This is a genomic window from Ramlibacter monticola (assembly GCF_016722785.1).
Lineage (GTDB): Bacteria > Pseudomonadota > Gammaproteobacteria > Burkholderiales > Burkholderiaceae_C > Ramlibacter > Ramlibacter monticola.
Genome location: NZ_JAEQNE010000001.1, coordinates 37,213 through 62,213, shown reverse-complemented (window position 1 = coordinate 62,213; position 25,001 = coordinate 37,213). Strand labels below are relative to the sequence as shown.

Below are 25,001 nucleotides of genomic sequence, written 5' to 3'. Positions count from 1 at the left end.
AGGCCCGGCACCGCAAAAGAGCACCCGCCGCCCCCTGGCGAAAGGCCGGCGTCTTGACGCACCGGCCGCAACCGCGTCGCCTTACTTCAGCGTCGCCTGCGTGCCGATCTCGAGCAGCCGGTTGAAATGAGCGCGCGCCTGCGCGTCGCAGAACGGCCGCGCGTACGTGGAGTGGTAGTTGGCGTAGTAGGTGACGTACCCGTCGGAGCCCGGCGCCGGCGGGGCGACACCACCGGGGCCGAAGGTCGCCTGCACCTGGGGATCGACATCCACCGCGGTGACGCTGGTCGCGCCGCGGCGCGCGAAGGACGCCAAGGCAACCGCCTGATGGACCGCCGGCGGGATGACCGGATCGCCCGAGCCGGCGCAGAGAAGGGTCGGGGCCCTGGGATCCCAGTCCAGCATGTCATTGCGCTTTGCGCTGCGCCGGGCCGGGTGGCCGGGCTGGTTGCGCACCGCGATGACGTAGTCGCGCTGCATCAGCGCTCTGCGCGCGTGCGCGGGGCTGCCGTCAGGCAGCGCTCCAGTCGTGAGCAGGGTCTGGAAGCCCAGCGTCGGATTCGGCAGCAGCGACTCGATGGTCCTGGCGTACGGCAGGCGGAAGGCCTCGATCGGCTCCTGGTAGAGATTGCCGTAGATCTTCTGCCAGCTGGTGAGCAGATAGGGAGTGAAGAACTGGTAGGCCACGATGGGCTCCTCCAGCTGCATCGCGCCCGAGAGGTTCAGCGGCGCAGCGAGGTGGGCGGCGCCCACCACGTCGAAGGCATCGTTGGGCTGTTGCTCGATCAGGCGCTGGGCCGCGGCCGATGCATGCCCGCCTTGCGAGTAGCCGGCCAGCAGCACCAGGCTGGGAGCGATTTCCCCCTGCGCCTCCATCGCCTGGCGCGCAGCCCGGATCGCGTCGACCAGGGTGGTCGCCTCCGATTCGGCGTGGAGGAAGGGATGGAAAGCATACGAGGACCGGGCGAATCCCAGGTAGTCGCTGGCCACGACCGCGTAGCCGTGGGCGGCGAACATCGCGATGAGCTCGAAGGTCTCGGGATCGGCGGGATTGGCCAGCGTGCGCAGCTTCTCCACGTCCGTCGCCTTGCCGTAGGCGATCAGCGGGTGCTCGTCCTGGGCACAGGCGCCGCTCGGCACCAGCAACGCCGCGGAGGCATTCGACGCTTCGCCCCACACGCCGCGTGTCCGATAGTTCAGGGCGACGACGCGCACGTCGCAGCGCGCCCGCCCGGTCAGCGGCCGCAGCGCGGGTTCCGTGCGGGCATCGATCGCGGTCGTGACGAGCGTCCGCAACGTCGCGGGGGGCTCCAGCAGCTTCCCGCCTTGCACCGGCGCGCGCGCTGCGTTCGGGAACTGCGCTTCCGCACCGAAACTGCCGAGCGCGACGGCCAGCACGGTCGCGGCGCGGAGTGCGTACAGGATCGAACTGCATCCCATGGTGTCCCCCTTTTGCGCCGCGTCGGGCGGCAGCGCTTGACACTGGGGAGACTCTGCATCAGGGGAGGGCGGCGCAGGACACCATTCGTCTGCTGGACCAGTCATGCGCGCCTGGTGGGGCCGCTGCACGGGATCACAGGCCTCCCGGCAAGTTCGGAAGCGGCAGGCGGTCTTACTTCCTGCCTCCACACCGAGGTACCTCGGCGCGGGTAAACCCCCGTGCCTAAATGTCGCCCCACCCCTAAAGTCTGCTTGGTCCGGTGGCCTGACCACCTAGCCACTCAGCCTCCATGCCCATTGAAGCCATCAGTTCCAAGCGCCTCTACCGCCAGATCGCCGACCAACTTGGCGAGCTGGTGCGCCGCGGCGAGTTCAAGCCCGGCGACCGCCTCCCGTCCGAGCGCGACCTTTCCCAGCAGTTCAACGTGAGCCGGGCCTCGGTGCGCGAGGCGCTGATTGCGCTGGAGATCGACGGACTGGTGGACGTCCGTGTCGGCTTGGGCGTGTTCGTCAACGCCGCGCCCGCCGCCAACTCGCAGGCGGCGGCCCTCGGCGAGCCGGGGCCTTTCGAAGTGCTCTCCGCGCGCTACCTGATCGAGGGCGAAACCGCCGCCCTGGCCGCCCGCGACGGCAGCGCCCGGGACCATGCCCGCATCCGTGAAACCCTGCAGATGATGGCCGACGAGATCAAGGACCGGGGGACGGGCCTGGATGCCGACGCGCTGTTTCACCTGCGTATCGCAGAGGCCTGCGGCAACAGTGCCCTGGTGCACGTGGTCCACCAGCTCTGGAACTTCCGCTCCAGTGCCATGTTCCGCAAGCTCGACGAGCACTTCGACAGCCTCGAGCGCCATGAACAAGCCATCGAGGAGCACCGCCGCCTTGTCGACGCCATCGAGAAGCGCGACGCCGAAGGCGCCCGCGCCGCCATGAAACTCCATCTCGACACCGTGCGCGCGGCGCTGGAACGAGGTTGGGAATTGGCCAACGTCAACGGCGGAACCCCCGCCAATCCGCCGCGCCTGACGGGCACAACCGCCTGGTCCTGATCGTCCACGTGCACGCGCCGATGCCTTCGTGGCACGCCGCGATCAAGGAGTTTCCCTTCCCATGAATTCGCATTCCCTGCGATTGTCCGCAGAGCGCTTCCTTCCCGACGACGGCTACGCCGGCACGCTGGTGGCGCGCGTCTGGCGCCCGGCCGTGCAAGGCCCCTGCGTCGTCGCGTTGCGCGAACACGGTGTGTACGACCTCACGGCCGAATTCCCGACCGTGAGCACGCTGCTGGACCTGCCGGAGCCCGCCCGTGCGGTGCGCGAAGCGACCGGCGAGCGCCTGGGCAGCCTGGAGGAAATCGTCGCCAACAGCGACGAATCACGGCGCGATGCCGCCAGGCCCTTCTTCCTCGCGCCTTGCGACCTGCAGGTGGTGAAGGCTGCCGGCGTGACCTTCGCCACCAGCCTGATCGAACGCGTGATCGAAGAGCAGGCTGACGGCGACCCGGGCAAGGCGCAGGAAGTCCGTGCGCGCGTGGTCGCGCAGATCGGCACCGACCTCTCGGCCGTCAAGCCGGGATCCGCCCAGGCCATGCGCCTGAAAGCGCTCTTGCAGGAGCAGGGCCTCTGGTCGCAGTACCTGGAAGTGGGCATCGGGCCCGACGCCGAGGTCTTCAGCAAGGCGCCGGTGCTGTCCTCGGTGGGCACGGGCGCCGACATCGGCATCCGCTCCGATTCCACCTGGAACAACCCGGAACCCGAAATCGTGCTGGCGGTGAACAGCCGCGGCGGGATCGTCGGCGCGGCGCTCGGCAACGACGTGAACCTGCGCGACCTGGAAGGCCGCAGCGCGCTGCTGCTGTCCAAGGCCAAGGACAACAACGCCTCCTGCGCCATCGGCCCGTTCATCCGCCTGTTCGATGCGAGCTTCGGCCTGCACGACGTGCGCCGGGAGAGGGTGGACCTGCGCGTGGACGGCCCCGAGGGCTTCGTGCTGGAAGGGCTGAACTCGATGGAGTTCATCAGCCGCGAGCCGCAGGACATCGTCGACCAGACGATCGCCGCGCACCAGTACCCCGACGGCTTCATGCTGTTCCTCGGCACCCTGTTCGCGCCGACGCAGGACCGGGACGCACCGGGTGCAGGCTTCACCCACAAGGTGGGCGACCGCGTCTCCATCCGCAGCGCCCGGCTGGGCGAACTGTGCAACCGGGTGGCGCACAGCGAGAGCGCCGCCCCCTGGACCTTCGGCCTGCGCGCCTTCATGGCCAACCTGGCACAGCGCGGACTGCTGGCGAAAGGCGGGCTCTGATGGACGCCGCGACCGGGGCCCCGGTGGGGCCGCTCACGATCCGCCTGCATGCGGACGACGACGTCGTCATCGCCCGGCAGCAACTGCTCACGGGCACCTTATTGCCGGAAGAGGGTGTGCGCGTGGCGGGGCTGGTTCCGCCCGGCCACAAGCTGGCCGTGCGCGACATCGCCGCCGGCGAGCCGGTGCGCCGCTACGGCCAGATCATCGGCTTCGCCTCGCAGGCGATCCGCTGCGGCGCGCACGTGCATGTGCACAACCTCGCGATGGGCAGCTTCGACCGCGACGCCGCCGGGGTGGCGGGCATCGACGCGCGTCCCACGCAAGCCGTCGCGGAGCCCGCCACCTTCATGGGCATCGTGCGCGCCGACGGCCGCGTGGCCACGCGCAACTACATCGGCGTGCTCACCTCGGTGAACTGCTCCGCCACCGCGGCCCGCGCCATCGCCGATCACTTCCGGCGCGACATCCGGCCGGAAGCGCTGGCGGACTTCCCGAACGTCGACGGCGTCGTCGCCCTCACGCACGGCGCCGGCTGCGCGATCGACTCGGAAGGCGAGGGCCTGCGCGTCCTGCGCCGCACGCTGGCCGGCTACGCGCGGCACGCCAACTTCGCGGCCGTGCTCGTTATCGGACTGGGTTGCGAGACCAACCAGATCTCCTCCTGGATCGCGCACGAGAACCTGGTCGCGGGCCCGACGCTGCAGACGTTCAACATCCAGGACAGCGGCGGCACCGCGCTGGCGGTGCAGCGCGGCGTGGAAGCCGTGCGCGCGCTGCTGCCCGAAGCCAACCGGGTCGAGCGCGTGCCGGTCCCTGCGAGCCACCTGGTCGTCGGCCTGCAGTGCGGCGGATCGGACAGCTATTCCGGCATGACCGCCAACCCCGCCCTCGGCGCCGCCATGGACCGGCTCGTGCGCCACGGCGGCACCGCGATCCTCTCGGAAACGCCCGAGATCTACGGAGCCGAACACCTGCTGACGCGCCGCGCGCAAAGTCGCGAGGTGGCCGACAAGCTGCTGGATCGCATCCGCTGGTGGGAAGCGTATTGCGAGCGCATGGGCGCCGACATGAACAACAACCCCTCGGCGGGCAACAAGGCGGGCGGCCTGACGACCATCCTCGAGAAGTCGCTGGGCGCCGTCGCCAAGGGCGGCAGCAGCAACCTGGTGGACGTCGTCGAGTACGCGCAGCCGGTGCGTTCGCACGGCCTGGTCTTCATGGACACGCCGGGCTACGACCCGGTCAGCGCCACGGGCCAGGTGGCCGGCGGTGCCAACCTGATCTGCTTCACCACCGGCCGGGGCTCCGCATACGGCTGCGCGCCCGCGCCTTCGATCAAGCTGGCCACCAACAACGCGCTGTGGCAGCGGCAGCGCGCCGACATGGACATCAACTGCGGGCCGATCGCCGATGGCGACCTCTCCGTAGATGCCATGGGCGAGGAGATCTTCCAGGCCATCCTGCGCATCGCCTCCGGCGAGCGCACGCAGAGCGAGCTGCACGGCTACGGCCAGAACGAATTCGTGCCCTGGCAGCTCGGCGCGATCACCTGAACCCCGCATCCCCCTCACCAAGACCCACCAGGAGACGCAACCATGACCTTTCCCAACCGGCGCGACCTACTCGGCCTGCTGGCCCTCGCCGCCTTGCCCCTGTGCCCGATGGCGCAGCCGGCCGCGTACCCGTCCAAGCCGGTCGAACTCGTCGTGCCTTACCCGGCCGGCGGCGGCACCGACGTCCTCGGGCGCGCCTTCGCGGTGGCGGCGGTCAAGCACCTGCCGCAGCCGCTGATCGTCATGAACAAGCCGGGCGCCGCCGGTGCCATCGGCTGGGCCGACGTCCTGAACGGCAAGGAGCCGGGCTACAAGGTGGCGCTGCTGGCGACCGACCTCATGACGCAGCCGAACATGGGGCTGACCAGGATCACGTACCAGGACTTCACGCCGATCGCCCGCCTGAACTACGACCCGGCGGCGATCACGGTGCGCGCCGATGCACCGTGGAAGACGGTGGAGGAATTCATCGCGGCCGCCAAGAAGGCCGACTTCCGCATCGGCAACGGCGGCAACGGCTCCACCTGGCACCTGGCCGCCGCGGCCCTCGAGGACAAGACGGGCGCGCACTTCAACCACATCCCGTTCGCCGGCGCCAATCCGGCCGCGCTCACCCTGCTCGGTGGCCACATCGAAGCGATCACGGTCAGCGCCGCGGAAGTCTATAGCCACGTTGCCGCCGGCAAGCTGCGCGTGCTGGCGGTGATGTCGGAGGAGCGCATCAAGGGCTTCGAGAACGTGCCCACGCTCAAGGAGCGCGGCCTGGACATCCAGATCGGCACCTGGCGCGGACTGGCCGTGCCCAAGGGCACGCCGCCGGACGTGGTCGCCACCCTGCGCGCCATGACCGCCAAGACGATGCAGGAGCCCAGCCTGCGTGAAGCGCTCGAAAAACAGAACATGGGCTATGCCTATGCCGATGGCGAGGGTTTCGGCGCAGTCATGGCGCGGGACCACGCCTACTACGGCGCCCTGATCAAGAAGCTCGGACTCAAGGGACAGTGATGGGCGAGCACCTGCGCCTGTCCGCTGCGCAGCTCACGGACTTCGCCGTCGCCCTGCTCGGGAAAGCCGGAATGCCGGCGGACAAGGCGCAGGCCGTCGCGACCGTATTGGTGGACGGGGACCTGATGGGGCACACCACGCACGGGCTGCAACTGCTCGCGCCCTACCTCGCCGAGATCGAGAAGGGCAGCATGGCGCTCGAGGGCGGGCCCGAAGTCTTGTCGTCGCGCCCGGCAGCGCAGCTGTGGGATGGCCGCCGCCTGCCCGGACCCTGGCTGGTGCTGCAGGCGCTGGAGCAGGCGGCCCGGCAGGGGCGGGCCGAGGGCACCGGGACGGTGGTGATCCGCCGCAGCCACCACATCGGCTGCCTGGCGAGTTACCACCGCCGGGCGGCGGAGCAGGGACTCGTGCTGCTGCTCACCTGTTCCGATCCGAACACCGCGAGCGTCGCGCCCTTCGGAGGCCTGGACCCGGTCTTCACGCCCAACCCGATTTCGGCGGGCTTCCCCACGGGGGGCACGCCCGCGTCCATCGACATCTCCACCTCCACCACCACCAACGGCATGACGGGGCGGCTCTACCAGGAGGGCGGCAAGCTTCCGGCTGCCTGGTTGATCGACGGCCACGGACAGCCCTCCGATGATCCGGCCGTGTTGTTCAACGAGCCGAAGGGCACCATCCTTCCCCTGGGCGGGCTCGATTCGGGGCACAAGGGCTACGGGCTTTCGCTGCTGGTCGAGGCCTTGACGGGCGGCCTCGCAGGCCATGGCCGCGCCGACCCCCGCGACGGTTGGGGCGCCACGGTGTTCCTGCAGGTCATCGACCCCGCCGCCTTTGCGGGAGTGGACGCCTTCGAACGGCAGATGGGCGCGGTGGCCCGCCAGTGCCGCGCATCCAGGCCCGTCGACGCGCAGCGGCCCGTTCGCCTGCCGGGCGAACGGGGCTATCAGCTTGCCGCCACCCAGGCCGAGACTGGCGTGCTGCTGCACGAAGCGATCCTGCCCGCGATCCGTCCGTGGGCTGAGAAGTACAAGGTCCCGCTGCCGCACGTGGAGACAGTGCCCCGCAGGTCCGCGGCAGGCATCGGCTCCAGCCAGCGACTGCTGTAGACCCCCTTCACCGCTTCGGCACAGCCTCGACGCCGGTTCCCGCCAGCACCGCCGGCGACAGCCGCTCGCCACGGACAGGGATGGCCGCGAGGGCGGCGCTGAGCTCGTCCAACTCCACCGGGCTGAACGAAATCGACGCTGCAGCGACGTTCTCCTCCAGGTGGGCCACGTTCGTGGTTCCGGGGACGGGCACGATGAAGGGCTTGCGGGCACTCAACCAGGCCAGTGCGAGCTGCGCCGGGGTCGCGTTCTTGCGACGCGCCCAGGCCTGCACCAGCCGCACCAGCGCCATGTTGGCCGGCAGCGCATCGGGCGCGAAACGAGGCACGGCGGCGCGGAAGTCACCCTCGCCGAAGCGCGTCCTGGCGCTGACGGTCCCTGCCAGGAAGCCCATGCCCAGCGGGCTCCAGCACACGAAGCCGATGCCGAGCTCCTCGCAGAGCGGCAGCACCTGCGCTTCGGGACCCCGCCACAGCATCGAATACTCGTTCTGGATCACTGCCACCGGGTGCACGGCGTGCGCGCGGCGGACACTCTGCAGGCCGGGCTCCGACATCCCGTAATGGAGCACCTTGCCCTGGGCCACCAGGTCCTTGATCGTGCCGGCGACATCTTCGATGGGCACGTTGGGATCGACGCGGTGCTGGTAGAGCAGGTCGATGCGGTCGGTGCGCAAGCGCCGCAGCTGGTTGTCCACGACTTCGCGAATGTGCTCGGGCCGACTGTTGAGGCCCCCGCGTCGCTCCCCGGACCGGGGGTCGATGTCGAAGCCGAACTTGGTGCACAGCACGACCTGGTTGCGGCGCCCTTGAAGCGCTTCGCCGACGAGTTCTTCGGAGAAGAGCGGACCGTAGGCCTCGGCGGTGTCGAAGAGCGCGACGCCGAGATCCACCGCATGGCGAATCAGGGCCATGCCCGCCGAACGGTCGGTGCTGCTGGCGTACAGGTCGTTCACCTCTTGCGGGGTGCGGCCTCGGTGCCACTGCACGCCCATACCGATGGGGAAGACCTGGAAAGGACCCAGCCGCCGCCGCGTGCTCGTGCCTGCGGCTGCGACCGCGCCTGCGGTGCCTGCGGGGGGCGCCCCGGAAGGCGCCGCACAGGCAGACAGGAGAGCGGGGACTATGGCCAGCGTGCCCGCAGCAGCGAGCAACTGGCGGCGGTGGATGCTTTCCACTTGTCGGGACTTGATGGGAGGTTGCTGGGTCGGCATGAGGACGACTGTAGGAGGCGCCCATCGTTCGGACTAGACCCGAATGCATTGAAGGACTCGCAAGCGGCGCTTGATGATCCTCTTCGCTCCCTAAGCGTTCTCGTGTGCGAGGGACGAGGACAGTTCCCGGAATGCGGCGGCCTGCGCCCGCAGGGCGTCGGCCTTCGCCACGAAGGTTTCCAGCGCATCGACGCCGGCAGCGAAGCGGGCCGGCGGCGCGTCAAGGCCGGCAAGTTCGACAATCGCCTTGGCAAGCTTCGCAGGGTCCCCGCCTTGTTTGCCGTTCATGCCGCTCCAGGCGGTGACGGTTTCGCGAGTCTGCTCGGCGTAGTCGGGGATGCTGGGCTTGGCGAACGTCGTGGAGTCCGGCGAGAGCAGTTCGGTCCGGAAGAAGCCCGGCTCCACCAGCATGGTGCGGATCCCGAATTGGCGCACCTCTGGATCCAACGACTCCATCCAGCCCTCCACACCGAACTTCGCGGCGGCATAGGCCGTGCAGAACGCTTGCCCGGTGATGCCGGCGGTCGACGAGATGGTGAGCACGAGGCCGGAGCGCTGCCTGCGCATCGCGGGCAGTGCGGCCCGGGTGACGTTCATGGGCCCGAACAGGAGCGTTTCGATCTGCTGGCGGACCTGCTCGGGGCTCAATTCCTCGAAGAAGCCTGCATGGAAATTGCCTGCGTTGTTCACGAGGACGTCGAGCCTGCCGAACTCCGCGAGCGTGGCGGCGACAGCCGTCCTGGCGTCATCGAGGCTCGTCACATCCAGTTGGATGCTCAGCAGGTTCTCGGATCGACCGATGGCCGCCGCCACTTTCCCCGCGTCGCGGCCAGTCGCCACCACGCGGTGTCCAGCGGCAAGTGCGGCTTTGGCAATCTCGGTGCCCAAACCCCGCCCGGCGCCCGTCACGAGCCATACCTGTTTGTCAGCCATGTGTGTTCCTTCCTGAAGAGACGGCGCGCGGCCTGGTCACGCTCTCGGCTCGACGACCTTCATCTGCTCCGCGTTCATGCGGCCACCGTGCACCTTCAACCTGGCGAGGGCGCTATCGATCTGCTGGAGGTCCGCGGCCGACAAGCGCACTGCAAGGGCACCGTGGTTCTCCTGCAGGTGATCGGGATTGCGCGTACCAGGAATCGGGACGATCCAGGGCTTCTGCGCCAACAGCCAGGCGAGTGCGACCTGCGCCGACGTCGCGCCCTTCTGTTGGCCGATGCGCTTGAGCAGGTCCACGAAGGATCGGTTCGCCTCCAGGGCCGCAGGCGAGAAGCGGTCGAAGCCAGCGCGCAAGTCGGTCTTCGGGTCGAACTTCGTATCCGCGTTCAATGTCCCCGGGAGGTAGCCCATTCCGAGCGGTCCCCAGGGCACGAAACCGATGCCCAGTTCCTCGCACGCCTTCAGCACGCCGTTGTGCTCGGGGTCTCGGTTCATCACCGAGTATTCCGTCTGCACCGCCGACACGGGCAGCACGGCATGGGCGCGGCGGATGGTTTCGGCGCTCGCTTCCGACAGGCCGAAATGCAGAACCTTGCCCTCGGCGACCAGGTCCTTGATCGTCCCGGCCACCTCCTCGATCGGCACACTCGGGGCGACGCGGTGCTGGTAGTAGAGGTCGATCCGGTCGGTGCGCAGGCGCTTGAGGGATCCTTCCACCACCTTCCGGATGTGGGCGGGCCGGCTGTTCAGCGCGCCGCCGTTGTCCATGTCGAAGCCGAACTTGGTGGCAATCACCACCTCGTCGCGCACGGGAGCGAGCGCCTCGCCCACCAGATCTTCATTGGTGTAGGGGCCGTAGACCTCGGCCGTGTCGAAGAACGTCACGCCGTTGGCATGCGCCTTCCGGATGGTCTCGATGCCCTGCCGGCGATCTGCTGGCGGGCCGTAATTCGCGCTGATGCTCATGCAGCCGGCGCCGAGTTCAGACACCTGGAGTTTTCCGAGATGGCGGGTCTTCATGCTGCTTTCCTTGCGGGTGGGTGACGCGGCCCAGGTGGTGGGCGCGATCGCCAGCGCGGCGCCGGCACGCGTGGTTGCGGCAAGGAACTGGCGGCGGTTGCGTGGGTGCATGGACGATCCTTGAAGAGGTGACCTGGAGTTCGTTGACCTCGAATGTCGGTCGCCTCACTCGAAAGAAAAATGGCCAAACGCTGAACGACTTGTGAAGGTAAGCTTCATGATGTGAAGCTGAATCAACTTGACGGATTGATGGCCTTCTGGAAGGTGGCGGAGCACCGCGGGTTCACCAGGGCGGCGGCGGAACTCGAGGTCTCGGCTTCCGCATTGAGCCAGGCGATTCGACAGCTGGAGACCCGCCTGGGGGTGCAACTCCTGCACCGGACCACGCGCAGCGTGAGCCTCACCGAGGCCGGCGAGGCCTACCTCGCGCGCGTCGGGCCGGCACTGGGCCAGGTCGTGGAAGCTGGCGAGGACCTGAATGCGCTGCAAGGACGCCCCGCCGGAACCCTTCGCCTGAACGCGGCGCGGATCTCCATCGCGATGGTCCTGCAGCCGATGCTGGCGGGCTTCCTCAAGGAGAATCCGCACGTTCACCTGGAACTGACGAACGACGAAGGCTTCGTCGACATCGTCGAGCGTGGTTTCGATGCCGGCGTGCGGATGGGCGAGAGCGTCCACAAGGACATGGTGGCCGTGCCTCTTGGCGGCCCCGTCGTCGTCGCGGTGGTGGCTTCCCCTGAATACCTGCAGCGCTTCCCCGCACCTCGCCATCCGGACGACCTGGCCCGGCACAACTGCGTGCGATTCCGCTTCGCGGGCACGGGCGCCATCTACAAATGGGAGTTCGAGGTGAACGGGCGTACGGTGGAATACGAGATCGGCGGCAACCTCACGATCAGCGACACCATCTTCGGCGTGGAGGCCGCTCTCGAAGGCATCGGGCTTGCCTACACCTTCGAGCCACTCGTGCGGCAACACCTGAAGGACAAGCGACTCAAACGCGTGCTGGCCCCGTTTTCGCCGACGTTCCCGGGGTTCTACCTGTACTACCCGAACCGGCGCAACCAATCGACGAAGCTTCGCGCCCTGGTCGATTACGCGATTCGTCGGAATTGAAGGGAGCGCAGGACGACGCGGCCGAGTGCGCCACGCCACGCGAGCGCCGGTCCGTGCCGGCGGAGCGCACTTCGGCGGGGCTCGTGGAGTTCTTCATGTTCATTTCCCTTCGTACTGCGCGTCGCCGACCTTCTCCAGCCAGTCCACGCTCTTGCCGGCCAGCTGTTCCGCGATCGCGATATGCGTCATGGCGGAACCCGTGGATGCGCCGTGCCAGTGTTTCGTCCCGGGCGGGATCCAGACCACGTCGCCGGGCCGGATCTCCTCGATGGGCCCACCCCAGCGCTGCACGCGCCCGACGCCGGATGTGACGATCAGCGTCTGCCCCAGCGGGTGCGTGTGCCATGCGGTGCGCGCGCCGGGCTCGAAAGTGACGAAGCCGCCGGAGACACGCGCCGGTTCGTCCGCGCGGAACAGCGTGTCCACGCGGACGGAGCCGGTGAAGTTCTGCTCGGGACCCTTGCTGGCGGGCTGCGAGCCGCTGCGAGTGATCTTCAATTCCTGCTGCCCCTGCGCGGATGCGGCGGCGATGGAGAGCGACATCACGGTCGCTGCGAGGGATTTCATGCACTGTCCTTCAAGTCGTTGCGTGCCAGCGGCAACTGCCGTACGCTGCGTCCCGTGGCGTTGCTGCGGCGCGAGCCGTGCTCATTGCGGCGCGAGTTCGCCGTACCAGTAGGCCGCCGTCACGCCGCCATCCATCAGGAAGTCGCTGCCGGTGATGAACCCGCCTTCCGGCCCCATCATCAGCGCGGCGAGCGAAGCCACTTCATCGGGCGTGCCGGCGCGGCCGGCGGCGGAGACGGAGAGCATGCGGCGATAGCCTTCGCCGCGCGGGCCGGTGAGTTCGTCCTTCGCCAGCGGCGTCATGATGATGCCGGGGCTGATCGTGTTCACCCGCGCCCCGCGCTTGCCCCAGCGCACCGCCTCCGCCATCACGCGCAGCGAGTTGCCGCGCTTGGAGAGCTGGTAGGCGTGCAGGGAGTCCTTCACCTGGTCCGGCTGCAGGAAGGGCAGGGCGAGCAGGTCTTCCACCGGCGTGGTCGCCAGGGCCTTGTTCTGTTCCACGCCGAGCGGTGCCAGCCGATGACCCGATTGCGACGCGATCACCACGCCGGACCCGCCGCGTGCGATCACGCTGCCGAACTCTTCGAGGATCATGGCCGTCCCGTACAGGTCCACCTTCAGGATGGTCGCGGGGGAGGCCTGGGACGGGGACACGCCGGCTGCATGGACCAGGCGCGTGACCTCGCCGATGGCCGTGGCCTGTTCGACCAGCGCATGCACGTCCGCCCGTGACGACGCATCGACGGTCGCGACGCTCACGTCGTAGCCCGCATCGCCCAGCACCTGCGCGGCGGACTTGGCGTTCTCCGCGCGCAGGTCGGCCAGCAGCACGTGCTTGCCGACGCCGACCCGGCGGGCGATGGCCTGGCCGATCTGGCCCGGCCCGATGACGACGACGACTTCACTCACGTCTCTTTCCTTTCGATGTCGATGGCCGGTTCCGTCCCGGCCTCTTCCTCAGAGTTCCTGCTTCGTCGGCCGGAACAGGATCTCGTTGATGTCCACGTCTTCCGGCTGGCTGATGGCGAACGCCACGGCGCGGGCGAACGAGTCGGCCGGGATGGCATAGGCGTCGTAGAACTTGCGCAGATTGGCGGCCACGGCAGGGTCGGTCGCGCTCTCGGGCAGTTCGGTCGCCACCGCGCCGGGAGAGATGATGGTGGTGCGCAGGTTGTAGGGCTTGACTTCCTGCCGCAGCCCCTCCGAGATCACGCGCACCGCGTGCTTGGTCGCCGAGTACACGGCATTGCCGATGCCCACCTTGTGCCCCGCCACCGAGGACACGTTGATGATCTGGCCGGACTTCTGCGCCTGCATGTGGGGCAGGGCCGCCGCGATGCCGTACAGCACGCCCTTGATGTTCACGTCGATCATGCGGTTCCAGTCGTCGACCTTGGCCTGCGCCAGCAGCGAGTGCGGCATCAGCCCGGCGTTGTTGACGATCACGTCGATGCGGCCGAAGGACCGCACGGCGGCGTCGACCAACTTTTTCACCTGCGCGGCATCCGTGACGTCGGTCGCCAGTGCAAGGGCCTTGCCGCCGCGGGACTTCAGTTCTTCGGCGAGGGCGGCGATGCGCTCGAAGCGACGGGCGCCGAGCACGACCGTGGCGCCTTGTCCGGACAGCAAGCGCGCAGCCGCTTCGCCCAAGCCGCTGCTGGCGCCGGTGATGACGATGACCTTGGATGCGATGTTGTCGCTCATGGGGAACTCCGGAAAAGGGGGAGGAAGGATCCCTTCAGCGCAGGCAGAAGGCGATGGCTGCTTCCGTGGCCGGGTCTTCGGCGGGAGTTGCCAGCGCGCAGGCCAGTGCCGTTGCTGCTGCCACGAGCCACGCGGCGAGGGATCTGTTCATGCCGTCGAATGTAGGCACCGGGGCGCGCCGGGACTAGACGCGCGCAGCTTGATGGATTACCAAGCAGTCCTTGATAATCCGCGGCCAATGCCCATCAACGAGCTGCGCTCCATCGCCACCTTCGCCAAGACAGCGGAGCTGGGGAGCCTGCGGCGCGCGGCAGAGGCGCAGGGCATGACGCCCCAGGCAGCGAGCCAGGCACTGGCGCAACTGGAGCAGCACCTGGGCGTGCGGCTCTTCCACCGCACGACACGCAGCATGTCGCTCACGGACGAAGGCAGGCAATTCCTCGAAGCCGCGCTGCCAGCCCTGGCCGGCATGCAGCGCGCGCTGGAGATGACGCGCCGCGCCAAGGACGACATCGCGGGCCCCCTGCGCATCGTGGGTCCGCGCTCGGTCTTCACGCCGGTCCTCTGGCCCTTGCTCGACGAGTTCTGCCGGCGCTACCCGGACGTGCAGCCCGACGTGCAACTCGACGACCGCATCGGGAACTGGGTGGAAGACCGCGTCGACGTCGGATTCCGGGTCGGCGCGTCGGCGGCAGAGGGTGTGATCGCGCGCAAGCTGTTCCCCCTGCAGTTGATCGTCTGCGCCGCCCCGACTTACCTGCAGAAGCACGGGGCACCGCAGAGCCTGAACGACCTGGCGAAGCACAAGTGCAGCGCCTTCCGGCATGCGGGCACCGGCCGCATCCTTCCCTGGTACGTGAAGGTCGACGGCGACCTGGTGGAGCACCACGTCGTCCCGGCGCTGATCCTGAATGACGAGGCCATCGAGACCGAAGCCGTCCTCGCCGGCCATGTCATTGCCTCGCTCACGGGTGTCGCCGCGGCTGCGCACATCCGTAGCGGACGGCTCGTTCCGTTGCTGACGCAGCACGTGGCCGACAGCTCGAGCGTCTTCATCTACTACGGCAGCCGTGCCGCCCAGCCCACGCGCGTGCGCGCATTCATCGACCTCGCGGTGGAGCGGGTGGCCAGCAATCCGGCCTATGTGCTGGGCGCCGGGGAACTGGCCGCAGCCGAGGCCAGGGGCGCGAGGCGGACCATCCCCGCACCACGGGAGATTCGACACAGTCAACGAGCGCTCAGCTCTTGAGCCGGTAACCGGTCTTGAACATGTACGCCACCACCCCCATGCACAGCGTCATGAACAACAGCGTCATGCCCAGGCTGATGCCCACGCTCACGTCGGCCACGCCGTAGAAGCTCCACCGAAATCCGCTGATCAGGTAGACCACCGGGTTGAACAGGGTGACCTTCTGCCAGAACGGCGGCAGCATGTCGATGGAATAGAAACTGCCGCCCAGGAAAGTGAGGGGCGTCACGATCAAGGTCGGGATGAACTGCAGTTTCTCGAAGCCATCGGCCCAGATCCCGATGATGAAGCCCAGCAAGCTGAAGGTCACGGCGGTGAGGGCCAGGAACAGCAGCATGACGCCGGGATGCATGATCCGCAAGGGAACGAACAGGGCCGCGGTCGCCAGGATGATGAGGCCCAGCGCGATGGATTTCGTCGCGGCCGCTCCGACATAGCTGATGACGATCTCGAACGCCGAGACCGGAGCCGACAGCAGCTCGTAGATCGTGCCGGAGAACTTCGGAAAGTAGATGCCGAAGGAGGCGTTGGAAATGCTTTGGGTCAGCAGCGACAGCATGACCAGGCCGGGGACGATGAAGGCTCCGTAGCTGACGCCGCCCACCTCCGGGATGCGCGAGCCGATGGCGGAGCCGAACACCACGAAGTACAGGGAAGTCGAGACCACCGGTGAGACGATGCTTTGCAGCAGGGTCCTGAAGGTGCGGGCCATCTCGAAGCGGTAGATCGCGCGGATCGCGTGCAGGTTCATGGGCGGTCGGTGTCATGCACCAGGGTCACGAAGATGTCCTCGAGGGAGCTCTGGCGGGTCTCCAGGTCCTTGAAGTCGATGCCGGCGGCCTCCAGGTCCTGCAGCAGGTGACTGATGCCGGAGCGCTCCGTTCGAGCGTCGTAGGTGTAGACCAGCTCGGAGCCGTCGCCGCCCAGCTGCAGGGCGTAGTTGCCCAGGGCGACGGGCAACCGGTCCATCGGCTGCGCCAGGTGCAGCGTGAGCTGCTTGGTCCCCAGCTTGCGCATCAGCTCCGCCTTCTCTTCCACCAGGATGATCTCGCCCTTGCTGATGATGCCGATGCGGTCGGCCATCTGTTCCGCTTCGTCGATGTAGTGGGTGGTCAGGATGATCGTGACACCGCCGGCGCGCAGTGAGCGCACGAGATTCCACATCTCCTGGCGCAGGGTCACGTCCACGCCAGCGGTCGGCTCGTCGAGAAAGAGCAGGGTGGGTTCGTGCGACAGCGCCTTGGCGATCAGAACCCGTCGCTTCATGCCGCCCGAGAGGGTGCGCAGCTGGCTGTCCCTCTTGTCCCACAGTGACAGGTCCCGCAGCACCCGCTCGATATGCGCAGGATGGGGTGGCTTGCCGAACAAGCCGCGGCTGAAGCTCACCGTGTTCCACACGGTCTCGAAGGCGTCGGTCGTGAGTTCCTGGGGAACCAGTCCGATGCGCGAACGCGCGGCTCGAAAATTCCGGCCGATGTCATGCCCGTCGACCGTGACCGTCCCGGTGCTCGCGTTGACGATGCCGCAGACGATGCTGATCAGGGTGGTCTTGCCCGCGCCGTTGGGTCCGAGCAGGGCGAAGATCTCGCCCCGCCGGATCTCGAGGCTGATGTTCTTCAGGGCCGAGAAACCGGACGCGTAGGTCTTGGAAAGCCCGTCGATGGAGAGGATCGCTTCACGCATGTGGCCGCGCAGCGTATCCCAATTCCCGGCGGGACGCGCCGGGACAGGTCGGGCGCACGTCCTACAGGTCGCGGGCGGGCCTGCCCTAGCATGGGGCGCAGGGCCGCCCGCGGCGGCCCGACTATGCCATGTCCGATGAACTCGAGCCACCGCTGACCGAGGAGGCCCTGTGCCGCCTCAGCACCGTCGTGGCGCCGATGCCGGCGGCGGCCACGCAACTGTTCTCCGGCCTCGCGCCGGATGCGGCCGCCGCCCTGCAGGCGCTGTACCGCGATCTCCCTGCACCGGCCTCGCTGCCGATGGTGGCCCGGACGCTTGTGCCGGCCGCCGGCGCCTTGCCGCCGCGCTGGATCCATGCGGTGCAGTTCCGGCAGGGCGTGCTGTTCGCGCTGGGCGAGGCGGCCGGGGAGGCCGTTCCCGCGCCCGCGCCCGTGGAGCCCGCGGCTGCCGCGGCACCGCCGACCCTGACTCCCGTCGCGGTGCTGGTCGCCGTGCTGCAGGACGCGGCGGACCTCTCGGTGCGCCTGAGCGCCGAGGAGTACTTCGAGCTGCTGAACGAAGTCGGCGGCGAGTTGGACGCGATCTTCCGCCAGCACCAGGGCCGCCCCGGGCGTGCCGCCGGCGAAGCGCTGGTCTGCTACTTCCTGCCGCAGCCGCCGGCCAGCTACCTCTGGAACGCCCTGGCGGCGGCCCATCGCACCCGGGAGGCGATGCGCCAGGTCAGCCAGCGCTGGCGGGTGCGCAAGGGCTGGGACCTGGAACTGCGCATCAGCATCGGCATCGACGAAGGCCAGGACTGGCTGGGCGCCCTCGGCATGCCGGGGCAGGCGGGCCTGCGCGTGCTGGGGGACGCCGCCGACCGCGCCGGTCATCTTTCGAACGGCGGCCGCAAGGGCGCGATCCTGCTCACCCGCAACCTCGTGGGCAGGCTCACGCGCGAAGAGCGCCAGCAATTGACCTACGGCGTGCCCCGCCCGGAGGGAGCGCACGGCGAGGCGCCCCTCCTGTTCACCTTCGCCCGGCTGGCCGACCTGGGCGGCCCGGGTGCGGCCCCGGCCGCGGCGGCCGACCTGGCCGTGGCCGAACTCCTCGCACTGCATTACCCGGGCACCCCGCCCGCGGGTTCCCGCTGATAACAAAGAGAGACAAGGACGTCATTCCATGCGCTGGTTCCACAAGGATCTGAAAAGCACCCTCTCGGCCCTGCTGACCGTGAGTACACTGGCGCCGCCGACCGCGGAGGATCAGGCCGAAAAGCTCGACGAACTGCGACGCGAGATGCTCGCCCTGGCCGTGCTGACCGAGACCAACCGGTCCGAGCTCCTGGCCCGGCGCATCCGCTACGCGGTCTAGGTGGAGACGCTCTGGTACGCCCGTGGCGAATTGATGGGGCAACTGGCGCGGGGGTATGGCGAGCAGGAAGCACGCCAGAAGGTCGTCGCCCTCGACGACCTGTTCACGGCGCTGCTGCCCCGGGGCCTGCGCTCGCGCCCCAGCCGCCTCGACGGAAGCTACCGGTCCAGCCGCCCCGGACTCTGAGCCGGCGCCGGGCCGGCCGGGCCGGTGGAGCGCGTGCCGGCCACCATCTTCATCGCCGAGGCGATGAGGCCCGACACCTCGCTCATGTTGGCCGGGATGACCAGCGTGGTGTTCGAATCCTCGGCCACCTTGCCGAACGCATCGACCGCCCGCTCGGCCACCTTGAGCTGCACCGCCTGCTCGCCGCCCGGCTGGCGGATCGCCTCGGCGACCTGCCGGATCGCGCTGGCCGTCGCCTCGGCCACCGCGATGATGGCAGCCGCCTCACCCTGCGCCTTGTTGATCTCGGCCTGCTTGGCCCCTTCGGAGCGGGCGATGAACGCCTCGCGCTCGCCGGTGGCGATGTTGATCTGCTCCTGGCGCCGGCCTTCGGAGGCCGCGATCAGCGCGCGCTTCTCGCGCTCCGCGGTGATCTGCGCCTGCATGGCATGCAGGATTTCCTTGGGCGGCGTCAGGTCCTTGATCTCGTAGCGCAGCACCTTCACGCCCCAGGTCAGCGCGGCCTCGTCGATCGCCTGGACCACCTGGGCGTTGATCATCTCGCGTTCCTCGAAGGTCTTGTCCAGCTCGAGGCGGCCGATCACGCTGCGCAGCGTCGTCTGGGCCAGCTGGGTGATCGCCACGATGTAGTTGGAGGAGCCGTAGCTGGCCCGCACCGCGTCGGTCACCTGGAAATAAAGAATCCCGTCCACCTGCAGCTGCGTGTTGTCGCGCGTGATGCAGACTTGGCTCGGCACGTCCAGCGGGATCTCCTTCAGGCTGTGCTTGTAGGCGACCCGGTCGATGAAGGGCATGAGGAAGTTCAGGCCCGGGGTGAGCGTCTGGTGGTACTTGCCCAGCCGCTCCACCACCCAGGCGTGCTGGTGCGGCACCACCTTGATGGACTGCACGACGAAGACGGCGGCCACGATGAACAGGACGATGGCGGTGGTCATTCTTCTTCTCCTTCTAGATCTTCTCCACGACGAGGCGGCTGCCGACCACCTCGCGCACGCGGTAGGCGCCGGGCCCCTGCGGGGTGCCGCCGAAGGGCACGACCGTCCAGTTCGCGCCCCGGTAGCGGACGGTGGCGGTGTGGTCCGCGGCCCAGTGCTCCACGTGCACCGATTCGCCCACGTCCGGGTTGACGCTGGGGTTGGCCTGCGCGGGCAGTTCCTTCGGGCGGCGCCCGCGTTGGAGGTGCCAGAAGGCCACGGCGCCGCCACCCACCAGGGCGGCGACCACCAGTTGCGTCGCCTGGGAAGCGCCGGCGTGGGCCGCGACGGCGCCCGCGACGAGGCCGATGGCCAGCATCAGCAGGTAGAAGGTCCCCGTCAGGAGTTCGACAGCCACCGCCGCGCCGGCGAGCAGCCACCACAGTGTGGAGTCAGCCATAAGCCCCCTTTGGCGAGATTGTGGGCTATTTCCTCATCCGTCCGACGTGCGGCCGCTGCGGATTTCATACACTTCGCGCTCATTCGCCTTTTTCGCCCCGACGCTCCTCCATGAAGTTCCGCTTCCCCATCGTCATCATCGACGAAGACTACCGCTCGGAAAACACGTCCGGGCTGGGCATCCGCGCGCTGGCGCAGGCGATCGAGTCCGAAGGATTCGAGGTGCTGGGCGTGACCAGCTACGGCGACCTGACGCAGTTTGCGCAGCAGCAGAGCCGGGCCAGCGCCTTCATCCTCTCCGTCGACGACGAGGAGTTCACGCCCGGACCGGACACGGACCCCGCCGTGGTCAAGCTGCGCGCCTTCATTCAGGAGGTCCGGCGCAAGAACGCCGACGTGCCGATCTACGTGCACGGCGAGACCAAGACCTCGCGGCACCTGCCCAACGACGTGCTGCGCGAACTGCACGGCTTCATCCACATGTACGAGGACACGCCGGAGTTCATGGCCCGGCACATCATCCGCGAGGCGCGCTCGTACCTGGAGGGCATCCAGCCGCCGTTCTTCAAGGCGCTGCTCGATTACGCCGAGGACGGCTCCTATTCCTGGCACTGCCCCGGGCACTCCGGCGGGGTGGCCTTCCTGAAGAGCCCGGTGGGCCAGATGTTCCACCAGTTCTTCGGCGAGAACATGCTGCGCGCCGACGTCTGCAACGCGGTGGACGAACTGGGGCAGCTGCTCGATCACACCGGCCCGGTGGCCGCCTCCGAGCGCAACGCGGCGCGGATCTTCAACGCCGACCACTGCTTCTTCGTCACCAACGGCACCAGCACGTCCAACAAGATCGTGTGGCACCACGAGGTGGCCCCCGGCGACGTGGTGGTGGTGGACCGCAACTGCCACAAGTCGATCCTGCACTCGATCATCATGACCGGGGCGATCCCGGTCTTCCTGCGGCCGACGCGCAACCACTTCGGCATCATCGGCCCGATCCCGCAGAGCGAGTTCAGCCCCGAGTCGATCAAGGCCAAGATGCGGGCCAACCCGCTGCTCAAGGGGGTCGACCCCGAGACGGTCAAGCCGCGCATCCTGACGCTGACCCAGTCGACCTACGACGGCGTCCTGTACAACACCGAGACCATCAAGGGCATGGTGGACGGCTACGTCGAGGCGCTGCACTTCGACGAGGCCTGGCTGCCGCACGCGGCCTTCCACCCGTTCTACGGCGCCTTCCACGCGATGGGCAAGAAGCGCAACCGGCCCGAGAAGTCGCTGGTCTACTCGACCCAGTCGATCCACAAGCTGCTGGCCGGCATCAGCCAGGCCAGCCACGTGCTGGTGCAGGACGCCAAGGAGAACAAGCTCGATCGGCACCTGTTCAACGAGTCGTTCCTGATGCACACGTCCACCAGCCCGCAGTACGCGATCATCGCCAGCTGCGACGTGGCGGCGGCGATGATGGAGCCGCCCGGCGGCACCGCGCTGGTGGAGGAGTCGATCACCGAGGCGCTGGACTTCCGCCGCGCCATGCGCAAGGTGGACCAGGAGTACGGCAAGGACTGGTGGTTCAAGGTCTGGGGCCCGGACAAGCTGGTGGACGAGGGCATGGGCCGCGCCGACGACTGGATCATCAAGGGCGAGGCCCGGGCGGCCAAGTGGCACGGCTTCGGCAACCTGGCCGAGGGCTTCAACATGCTGGACCCGATCAAGTCCACCGTGGTGACCCCCGGCCTGGACCTGAACGGCAAGTTCGCCAAGACCGGCATCCCGGCGTCGATCGTCACCCGCTTCCTGGCGGAGCACGGCGTGATCGTGGAGAAGACGGGCCTCTACAGCTTCTTCATCATGTTCACCATCGGCATCACCAAGGGCCGCTGGAACACGCTGCTGACGGCGCTGCAGCAGTTCAAGGACGACTACGCCAAGAACCAGCCGATGTGGCGCATCCTGCCGGAGTTCTGCCAGCAGTTCCCCCGCTACGAACGCATGGGGCTGGCCGACCTGTGCCAGTACGTGCACGAGATGTACGCCAAGTACGACATCGCGCGACTGTCCACCGACATCTACCTGTCCGACCTGCAGCCGGCGATGAAGCCCAGCGAGGCCTTCTCGTACATCGCGCACCGCAAGACCGAGCGGGTGGAGATCGACCACCTGGAAGGCCGCATCACCACCAGCCTGGTGACGCCGTACCCCCCGGGCATCCCGCTGCTGATCCCGGGCGAGGTCTTCAACCGCAAGATCGTGGACTACCTGAAGTTCGCGAGGGCCTTCAACGCCGAGTGCCCCGGCTTCGAGACCGACATCCACGGCCTCGTGGCGGAGGAGGACGAGAACGGCAAGGTCCGCTATTACGCGGACTGCGTGAAGGACTGACCCTCACTCCCTCCCCCTGAGGGGGAGGAGGGCTGGGGTGGGGGGCCCGCACGATTCCCGGAGGGGCGAACCCGACCCCGGCGCGGGGATGCCGCGCCTCAGGGCTGGTCTTCGACCCCGATCGCCACCTGCGAGAAGCCGCCGTCCACGTAGGTGATCTCGGCGGTGACGCCGCTCGCCAGGTCGCTCATCAGGAACGCGACCACGTTGCCCACGTCCTCGATCGTGACGTTGCGGCGCAGGGGCGCGGCTCCGGCAACGATGCTGAGCAGCTTGCCGAAATCCTTGATGCCGCTGGCCGCCAGCGTCTTGATCGGGCCGGCGCTGACGCCGTTGACACGGATGCCCCGGGGACCCAGCGAGCCGGCCAGGTAGCGCACCGACGCCTCCAGGGAGGCCTTGGCCAGGCCCATGGTGTTGTAGTGCGGCACGATCTTGACCGCGCCCAGGTACGACAGCGTCAGCAGGGCCGCCTTGTCGTTCAGGTAGGGCAGCGCGGCCTTGGCCATGGCGGGGAAGCTGTAGGCGCTGATGTCCTGGGCGACGCGGAAGGCTTCCCGCGACAGGCCGTCGAGGAAGTCGCCGGCGATGGATTCGCGCGGGGCGAAGCCGATGCTGTGCACGAAGCCGTCGAACTTCGGCCAGACCGCCGCGAGGTCCTTGAACAGGTTCTCGATCTGGGCGTCGTCGCCGACGTCGCAGTCGAAGATCAGTTCGGAGTCGAACTCGGCCGCGAATTCGGTGATTCGGTCCTTGAACCGCTCGCCGACGTAGCTGAAGGCCAGCTCCGCGCCCTGGTCGCGGCAGGCCCGGGCGACGCCATAGGCGATCGAACGGTTCGACAGCACGCCGGTGATCAACAATTTCTTGCCTGTGAGGAAGCCCATGGGTCTCTCGTTTGAAAATTCTCGGCAGAATTGTCGCATGCGAGGATTGCCGATACTGCTGGCCCTGGCGATCAGCCCGGCCGCCTGGGCCGCCCATGGCTATGCGCTATGGGGGGATCTCAAGTATCCGCCCGGTTTTCCGAACTTCGCCTACGTCAACCCCCAGGCGCCCAAGGGTGGGGAACTGAGGCTGGTGAGCAACCTGCGCCTGTCGACCTTCGACAAGTACAACCCGTTCACGATCAAGGGCTCGCCGCCGGCCTACCTCTCGGCGCTCCTGTTCGACAGCCTCCTGTCAGGCGCGCAGGACGAGGTCGGCTCCGGCTACGGCCTGCTGGCCGAGGACGTCGCCGTCACGCCGGACGGCCTGGCCGCCACCTTCCGCCTGCGCTCCCAGGCCCGCTTCCACAACGGCGACCCCGTGCTGGCCGCGGACGTGAAACACACCTTCGACACCCTGCTGGGGCCCTACACCTCGCCGGCCTACAAGACCATGCTGGAGGACCTGGACGGCCTCGACGTGCTGGACGACCGCACGGTGCGCTTCCGCTTCAAGAAGCCGAACCGCGAACTGCCGCTCACGGTGGGCGGCATGCCGATCTTCAGCCGCAAGTGGGGCATGGAGAACGGCAAGGCCAAGAAGTTCGAGGACGTCGTGATGGACATCCCGATCGGCAGCGGCCCCTACAGGATCGGGCCGGTGAGCTTCGGCAAGGACGTCACCTACGTGCGCGACCCGAACTACTGGGCGCGCGACCTGAACGTGCGGCGCGGCACCGCCAACTTCGATCGCATCACCGTCAAGATCTACAAGGACAACACGGCCAAGCTGGAGGCCCTGAAGGCCGGCGAGTTCGACATGATGCGTTTCTTCTCCGCCGGGGACTGGGCGCGGCGCGTCAACGGCCGCAAGTTCAACACCGGCGAACTGGTGAAGGGCGAGTTCCGGCACAAGCTGCCGGCGGGCTTCCAGAGCTACGTCCTGAACCTGCGCGTGCCCAAGCTGCAGGACGTGCGGGTGCGCGAGGCCCTCGACCTCGCGCTGGACTTCGAATACATGAACCGGACGGCGTTCTACAACTCCTACCAGCGGGTGACCGGCCTGTTCGGGAACACCGACTGCAAGTCCTCGGGCACGCCGCCGCCGGAGGAACTCGCCTTGCTGGAGCCCTGGCGGGGCAAGGTGCCGGACGCCGTGTTCGGCCCGGCCTACGAGCCGCCCCGCACCGACGCCCCGGGCAACTCCCTGCGCAACAACCTGCGCAAGGCGCGCGAGCTGCTGCGGCAGGCCGGGTGGGAAGTGCGCGACGGGGCGCTGCGCAACGCCAAGGGGGAGCCCATGGTGCTGGAATACCTGGACAGCCAGGAAACCGGCGCGCGGGTGGTGACCCCGTGGATGCGTAACCTGGAAAAGCTCGGGATCGCGATCAACTTCCGGCCGGTGGACTTCGCCCTCTACCAGCAGCGCCTGCAGAAGAAGCAGTTCGAGGTGATCAGCCTGGCCTACGCCGGCACGCACACGCCGGGCCAGGAATACTTCGACCTGTTCGGCAGCAAGTCGGCCGACATCGAGGATTCCGGCAACCACTCGGGCATCAAGAGCCCGGCGGTCGACGACCTCCTGAGCCGCATGGTGGGTGCGAAGAGCAAGGCCGAACTGCTGCCCGCCTGCCGCGCGCTGGAGCGCGTGATCATGCATTCGCACATCCTGATCCCGCAGTGGACCGCGCCCACCCACCGCATCGCCTACAACGCCTGGCGCCTGCAGCCCACGTCGGCCATGCCGCCCTATTCGCAGGGCGAGGGCTGGGCGATCGATACCTGGTGGGCCAAACCTTCGCCACAGGCGCCCATGTGACATGAACCTCCACGGTCCTTCACTTCGTTTGACTCCCTGCCCCCCGAGGGCGCCGTCAGCGCC

24 protein-coding genes are annotated in these 25,001 nt (G+C 68.2%); 12 read left to right on the top strand and 12 right to left on the bottom strand.

Annotated features, from left to right (window positions below; all coding sequences use genetic code 11):
- Nucleotides 1–81 precede the first annotated feature (81 nt).
- Nucleotides 82–1,440 carry a lipase family protein gene (locus JJ685_RS00295; protein WP_201672184.1) on the bottom strand — a complete coding sequence of 453 codons (1,359 nt, stop codon included), beginning with the start codon at nt 1,438–1,440 and terminating at the stop codon, nt 82–84.
- 290 nt (nt 1,441–1,730) lie between these two features.
- Between JJ685_RS00295 and JJ685_RS00290 the strand changes: the two genes are divergently transcribed.
- The 5 genes from JJ685_RS00290 to JJ685_RS00270 all read left to right on the top strand — a co-directional run bounded on the left by JJ685_RS00290 (nt 1,731) and on the right by JJ685_RS00270 (nt 7,417).
- On the top strand, nt 1,731–2,489 hold the full coding sequence (locus JJ685_RS00290) for a FadR/GntR family transcriptional regulator (RefSeq protein ID WP_201672183.1): 759 nt from the start codon (nt 1,731–1,733) through the stop codon (nt 2,487–2,489).
- A gap of 61 nt (nt 2,490–2,550) precedes the next feature.
- Nucleotides 2,551–3,747 (top strand): fumarylacetoacetate hydrolase family protein, encoded by a 1,197-nt coding sequence (locus JJ685_RS00285; protein ID WP_201672182.1) that lies wholly within the window; start codon nt 2,551–2,553, stop codon nt 3,745–3,747.
- A complete protein-coding gene (locus tag JJ685_RS00280; RefSeq protein ID WP_201672181.1) occupies nt 3,747–5,303 on the top strand; it encodes a UxaA family hydrolase in 1,557 nt (518 codons plus the stop codon). Before JJ685_RS00285 ends, JJ685_RS00280 begins: the two co-directional genes overlap by 1 nt.
- A gap of 42 nt (nt 5,304–5,345) precedes the next feature.
- The gene (locus tag JJ685_RS00275) at nt 5,346–6,308 is read left to right on the top strand and encodes a tripartite tricarboxylate transporter substrate binding protein (RefSeq protein WP_201672180.1); all 963 of its coding nucleotides are present in this window, start codon (nt 5,346–5,348) and stop codon (nt 6,306–6,308) included.
- Nucleotides 6,308–7,417 carry an Ldh family oxidoreductase gene (locus tag JJ685_RS00270; RefSeq protein ID WP_201672179.1) on the top strand — a complete coding sequence of 370 codons (1,110 nt, stop codon included), beginning with the start codon at nt 6,308–6,310 and terminating at the stop codon, nt 7,415–7,417. Before JJ685_RS00275 ends, JJ685_RS00270 begins: the two co-directional genes overlap by 1 nt.
- 7 nt (nt 7,418–7,424) lie before the next feature.
- Here the strand turns inward: JJ685_RS00270 and JJ685_RS00265 are convergent, their stop codons facing one another.
- From JJ685_RS00265 to JJ685_RS00255, 3 genes are all read right to left on the bottom strand, one after another.
- A complete protein-coding gene (locus JJ685_RS00265) occupies nt 7,425–8,594 on the bottom strand; it encodes an aldo/keto reductase (RefSeq protein WP_330901680.1) in 1,170 nt (389 codons plus the stop codon).
- 126 nt (nt 8,595–8,720) lie between these two features.
- Nucleotides 8,721–9,563: an SDR family oxidoreductase gene (locus JJ685_RS00260; protein WP_201672177.1), complete on the bottom strand. Its 843-nt coding sequence runs from the start codon at nt 9,561–9,563 to the stop codon at nt 8,721–8,723.
- Nucleotides 9,564–9,599: 36 nt separating this feature from the next.
- Nucleotides 9,600–10,586, bottom strand: a complete 987-nt coding sequence (locus tag JJ685_RS00255) for an aldo/keto reductase (protein WP_201673639.1) — start codon at nt 10,584–10,586, stop codon at nt 9,600–9,602.
- A 249-nt stretch (nt 10,587–10,835) separates the two neighbouring features.
- Here JJ685_RS00255 and JJ685_RS00250 point away from each other — a divergent pair, with 249 nt between their 5' ends.
- On the top strand, nt 10,836–11,702 hold the full coding sequence (locus JJ685_RS00250) for a LysR family transcriptional regulator (protein ID WP_201672176.1): 867 nt from the start codon (nt 10,836–10,838) through the stop codon (nt 11,700–11,702).
- Nucleotides 11,703–11,801: 99 nt separating this feature from the next.
- On the opposite strand, the gene JJ685_RS00245 is transcribed toward JJ685_RS00250, so the two are convergent.
- The 3 genes from JJ685_RS00245 to JJ685_RS00235 form a co-directional block, all read right to left on the bottom strand.
- Complete coding sequence (locus JJ685_RS00245; RefSeq protein WP_201672175.1) at nt 11,802–12,269, bottom strand: (R)-mandelonitrile lyase; 468 nt, start codon at nt 12,267–12,269, stop codon at nt 11,802–11,804.
- Nucleotides 12,270–12,350: 81 nt separating this feature from the next.
- The gene (locus JJ685_RS00240) at nt 12,351–13,178 is read right to left on the bottom strand and encodes an SDR family oxidoreductase (protein WP_201672174.1); all 828 of its coding nucleotides are present in this window, start codon (nt 13,176–13,178) and stop codon (nt 12,351–12,353) included.
- Between the two features lie 48 nt (nt 13,179–13,226).
- Nucleotides 13,227–13,973: an SDR family oxidoreductase gene (locus JJ685_RS00235; protein WP_201672173.1), complete on the bottom strand. Its 747-nt coding sequence runs from the start codon at nt 13,971–13,973 to the stop codon at nt 13,227–13,229.
- Between the two features lie 238 nt (nt 13,974–14,211).
- Here JJ685_RS00235 and JJ685_RS00230 point away from each other — a divergent pair, with 238 nt between their 5' ends.
- Nucleotides 14,212–15,222 (top strand): LysR family transcriptional regulator, encoded by a 1,011-nt coding sequence (locus JJ685_RS00230; protein ID WP_201672172.1) that lies wholly within the window; start codon nt 14,212–14,214, stop codon nt 15,220–15,222.
- On the opposite strand, the gene JJ685_RS00225 is transcribed toward JJ685_RS00230, so the two are convergent.
- Both JJ685_RS00225 and JJ685_RS00220 read right to left on the bottom strand, forming a co-directional pair.
- On the bottom strand, nt 15,212–15,973 hold the full coding sequence (locus JJ685_RS00225) for an ABC transporter permease (RefSeq protein WP_201672171.1): 762 nt from the start codon (nt 15,971–15,973) through the stop codon (nt 15,212–15,214). The two genes, JJ685_RS00230 and JJ685_RS00225, sit on opposite strands and share 11 nt — an antisense overlap.
- On the bottom strand, nt 15,970–16,905 hold the full coding sequence (locus JJ685_RS00220; protein ID WP_201672170.1) for an ABC transporter ATP-binding protein: 936 nt from the start codon (nt 16,903–16,905) through the stop codon (nt 15,970–15,972). The genes JJ685_RS00225 and JJ685_RS00220 overlap by 4 nt, the downstream gene beginning before the upstream one ends.
- A gap of 128 nt (nt 16,906–17,033) precedes the next feature.
- On the opposite strand from JJ685_RS00220, the gene JJ685_RS00215 reads away from it, so the two are divergent.
- The 3 genes from JJ685_RS00215 to JJ685_RS00205 are packed head-to-tail and all read left to right on the top strand — an operon-like array spanning nt 17,034 to nt 18,444.
- On the top strand, nt 17,034–18,038 hold the full coding sequence (locus JJ685_RS00215) for an adenylate/guanylate cyclase domain-containing protein (RefSeq protein WP_201672169.1): 1,005 nt from the start codon (nt 17,034–17,036) through the stop codon (nt 18,036–18,038).
- A 28-nt stretch (nt 18,039–18,066) separates the two neighbouring features.
- Complete coding sequence (locus JJ685_RS00210; protein ID WP_201672168.1) at nt 18,067–18,258, top strand: hypothetical protein; 192 nt, start codon at nt 18,067–18,069, stop codon at nt 18,256–18,258.
- Complete coding sequence (locus tag JJ685_RS00205; protein WP_201672167.1) at nt 18,259–18,444, top strand: hypothetical protein; 186 nt, start codon at nt 18,259–18,261, stop codon at nt 18,442–18,444.
- Here the strand turns inward: JJ685_RS00205 and JJ685_RS00200 are convergent.
- Both JJ685_RS00200 and JJ685_RS00195 read right to left on the bottom strand, forming a co-directional pair.
- A complete protein-coding gene (locus JJ685_RS00200) occupies nt 18,417–19,379 on the bottom strand; it encodes an SPFH domain-containing protein (RefSeq protein ID WP_201672166.1) in 963 nt (320 codons plus the stop codon). The two genes, JJ685_RS00205 and JJ685_RS00200, sit on opposite strands and share 28 nt — an antisense overlap.
- A 13-nt stretch (nt 19,380–19,392) precedes the next feature.
- Entirely contained in the window at nt 19,393–19,818 is a 426-nt protein-coding gene (locus JJ685_RS00195) for an NfeD family protein (RefSeq protein WP_201672165.1), read from the bottom strand.
- 110 nt (nt 19,819–19,928) lie between these two features.
- Here JJ685_RS00195 and JJ685_RS00190 point away from each other — a divergent pair, with 110 nt between their 5' ends.
- On the top strand, nt 19,929–22,193 hold the full coding sequence (locus tag JJ685_RS00190) for an arginine/lysine/ornithine decarboxylase (RefSeq protein WP_201672164.1): 2,265 nt from the start codon (nt 19,929–19,931) through the stop codon (nt 22,191–22,193).
- 98 nt (nt 22,194–22,291) lie between these two features.
- Here JJ685_RS00190 and fabI read toward each other — a convergent pair whose 3' ends face one another.
- Entirely contained in the window at nt 22,292–23,080 is a 789-nt protein-coding gene (gene fabI / locus JJ685_RS00185) for an enoyl-ACP reductase FabI (protein ID WP_201672163.1), read from the bottom strand.
- A 37-nt stretch (nt 23,081–23,117) separates the two neighbouring features.
- On the opposite strand from fabI, the gene JJ685_RS00180 reads away from it, so the two are divergent.
- The gene (locus tag JJ685_RS00180) at nt 23,118–24,938 is read left to right on the top strand and encodes an extracellular solute-binding protein (protein WP_201672162.1); all 1,821 of its coding nucleotides are present in this window, start codon (nt 23,118–23,120) and stop codon (nt 24,936–24,938) included.
- The last annotated feature ends 63 nt before the right edge of the window (nt 24,939–25,001 follow it).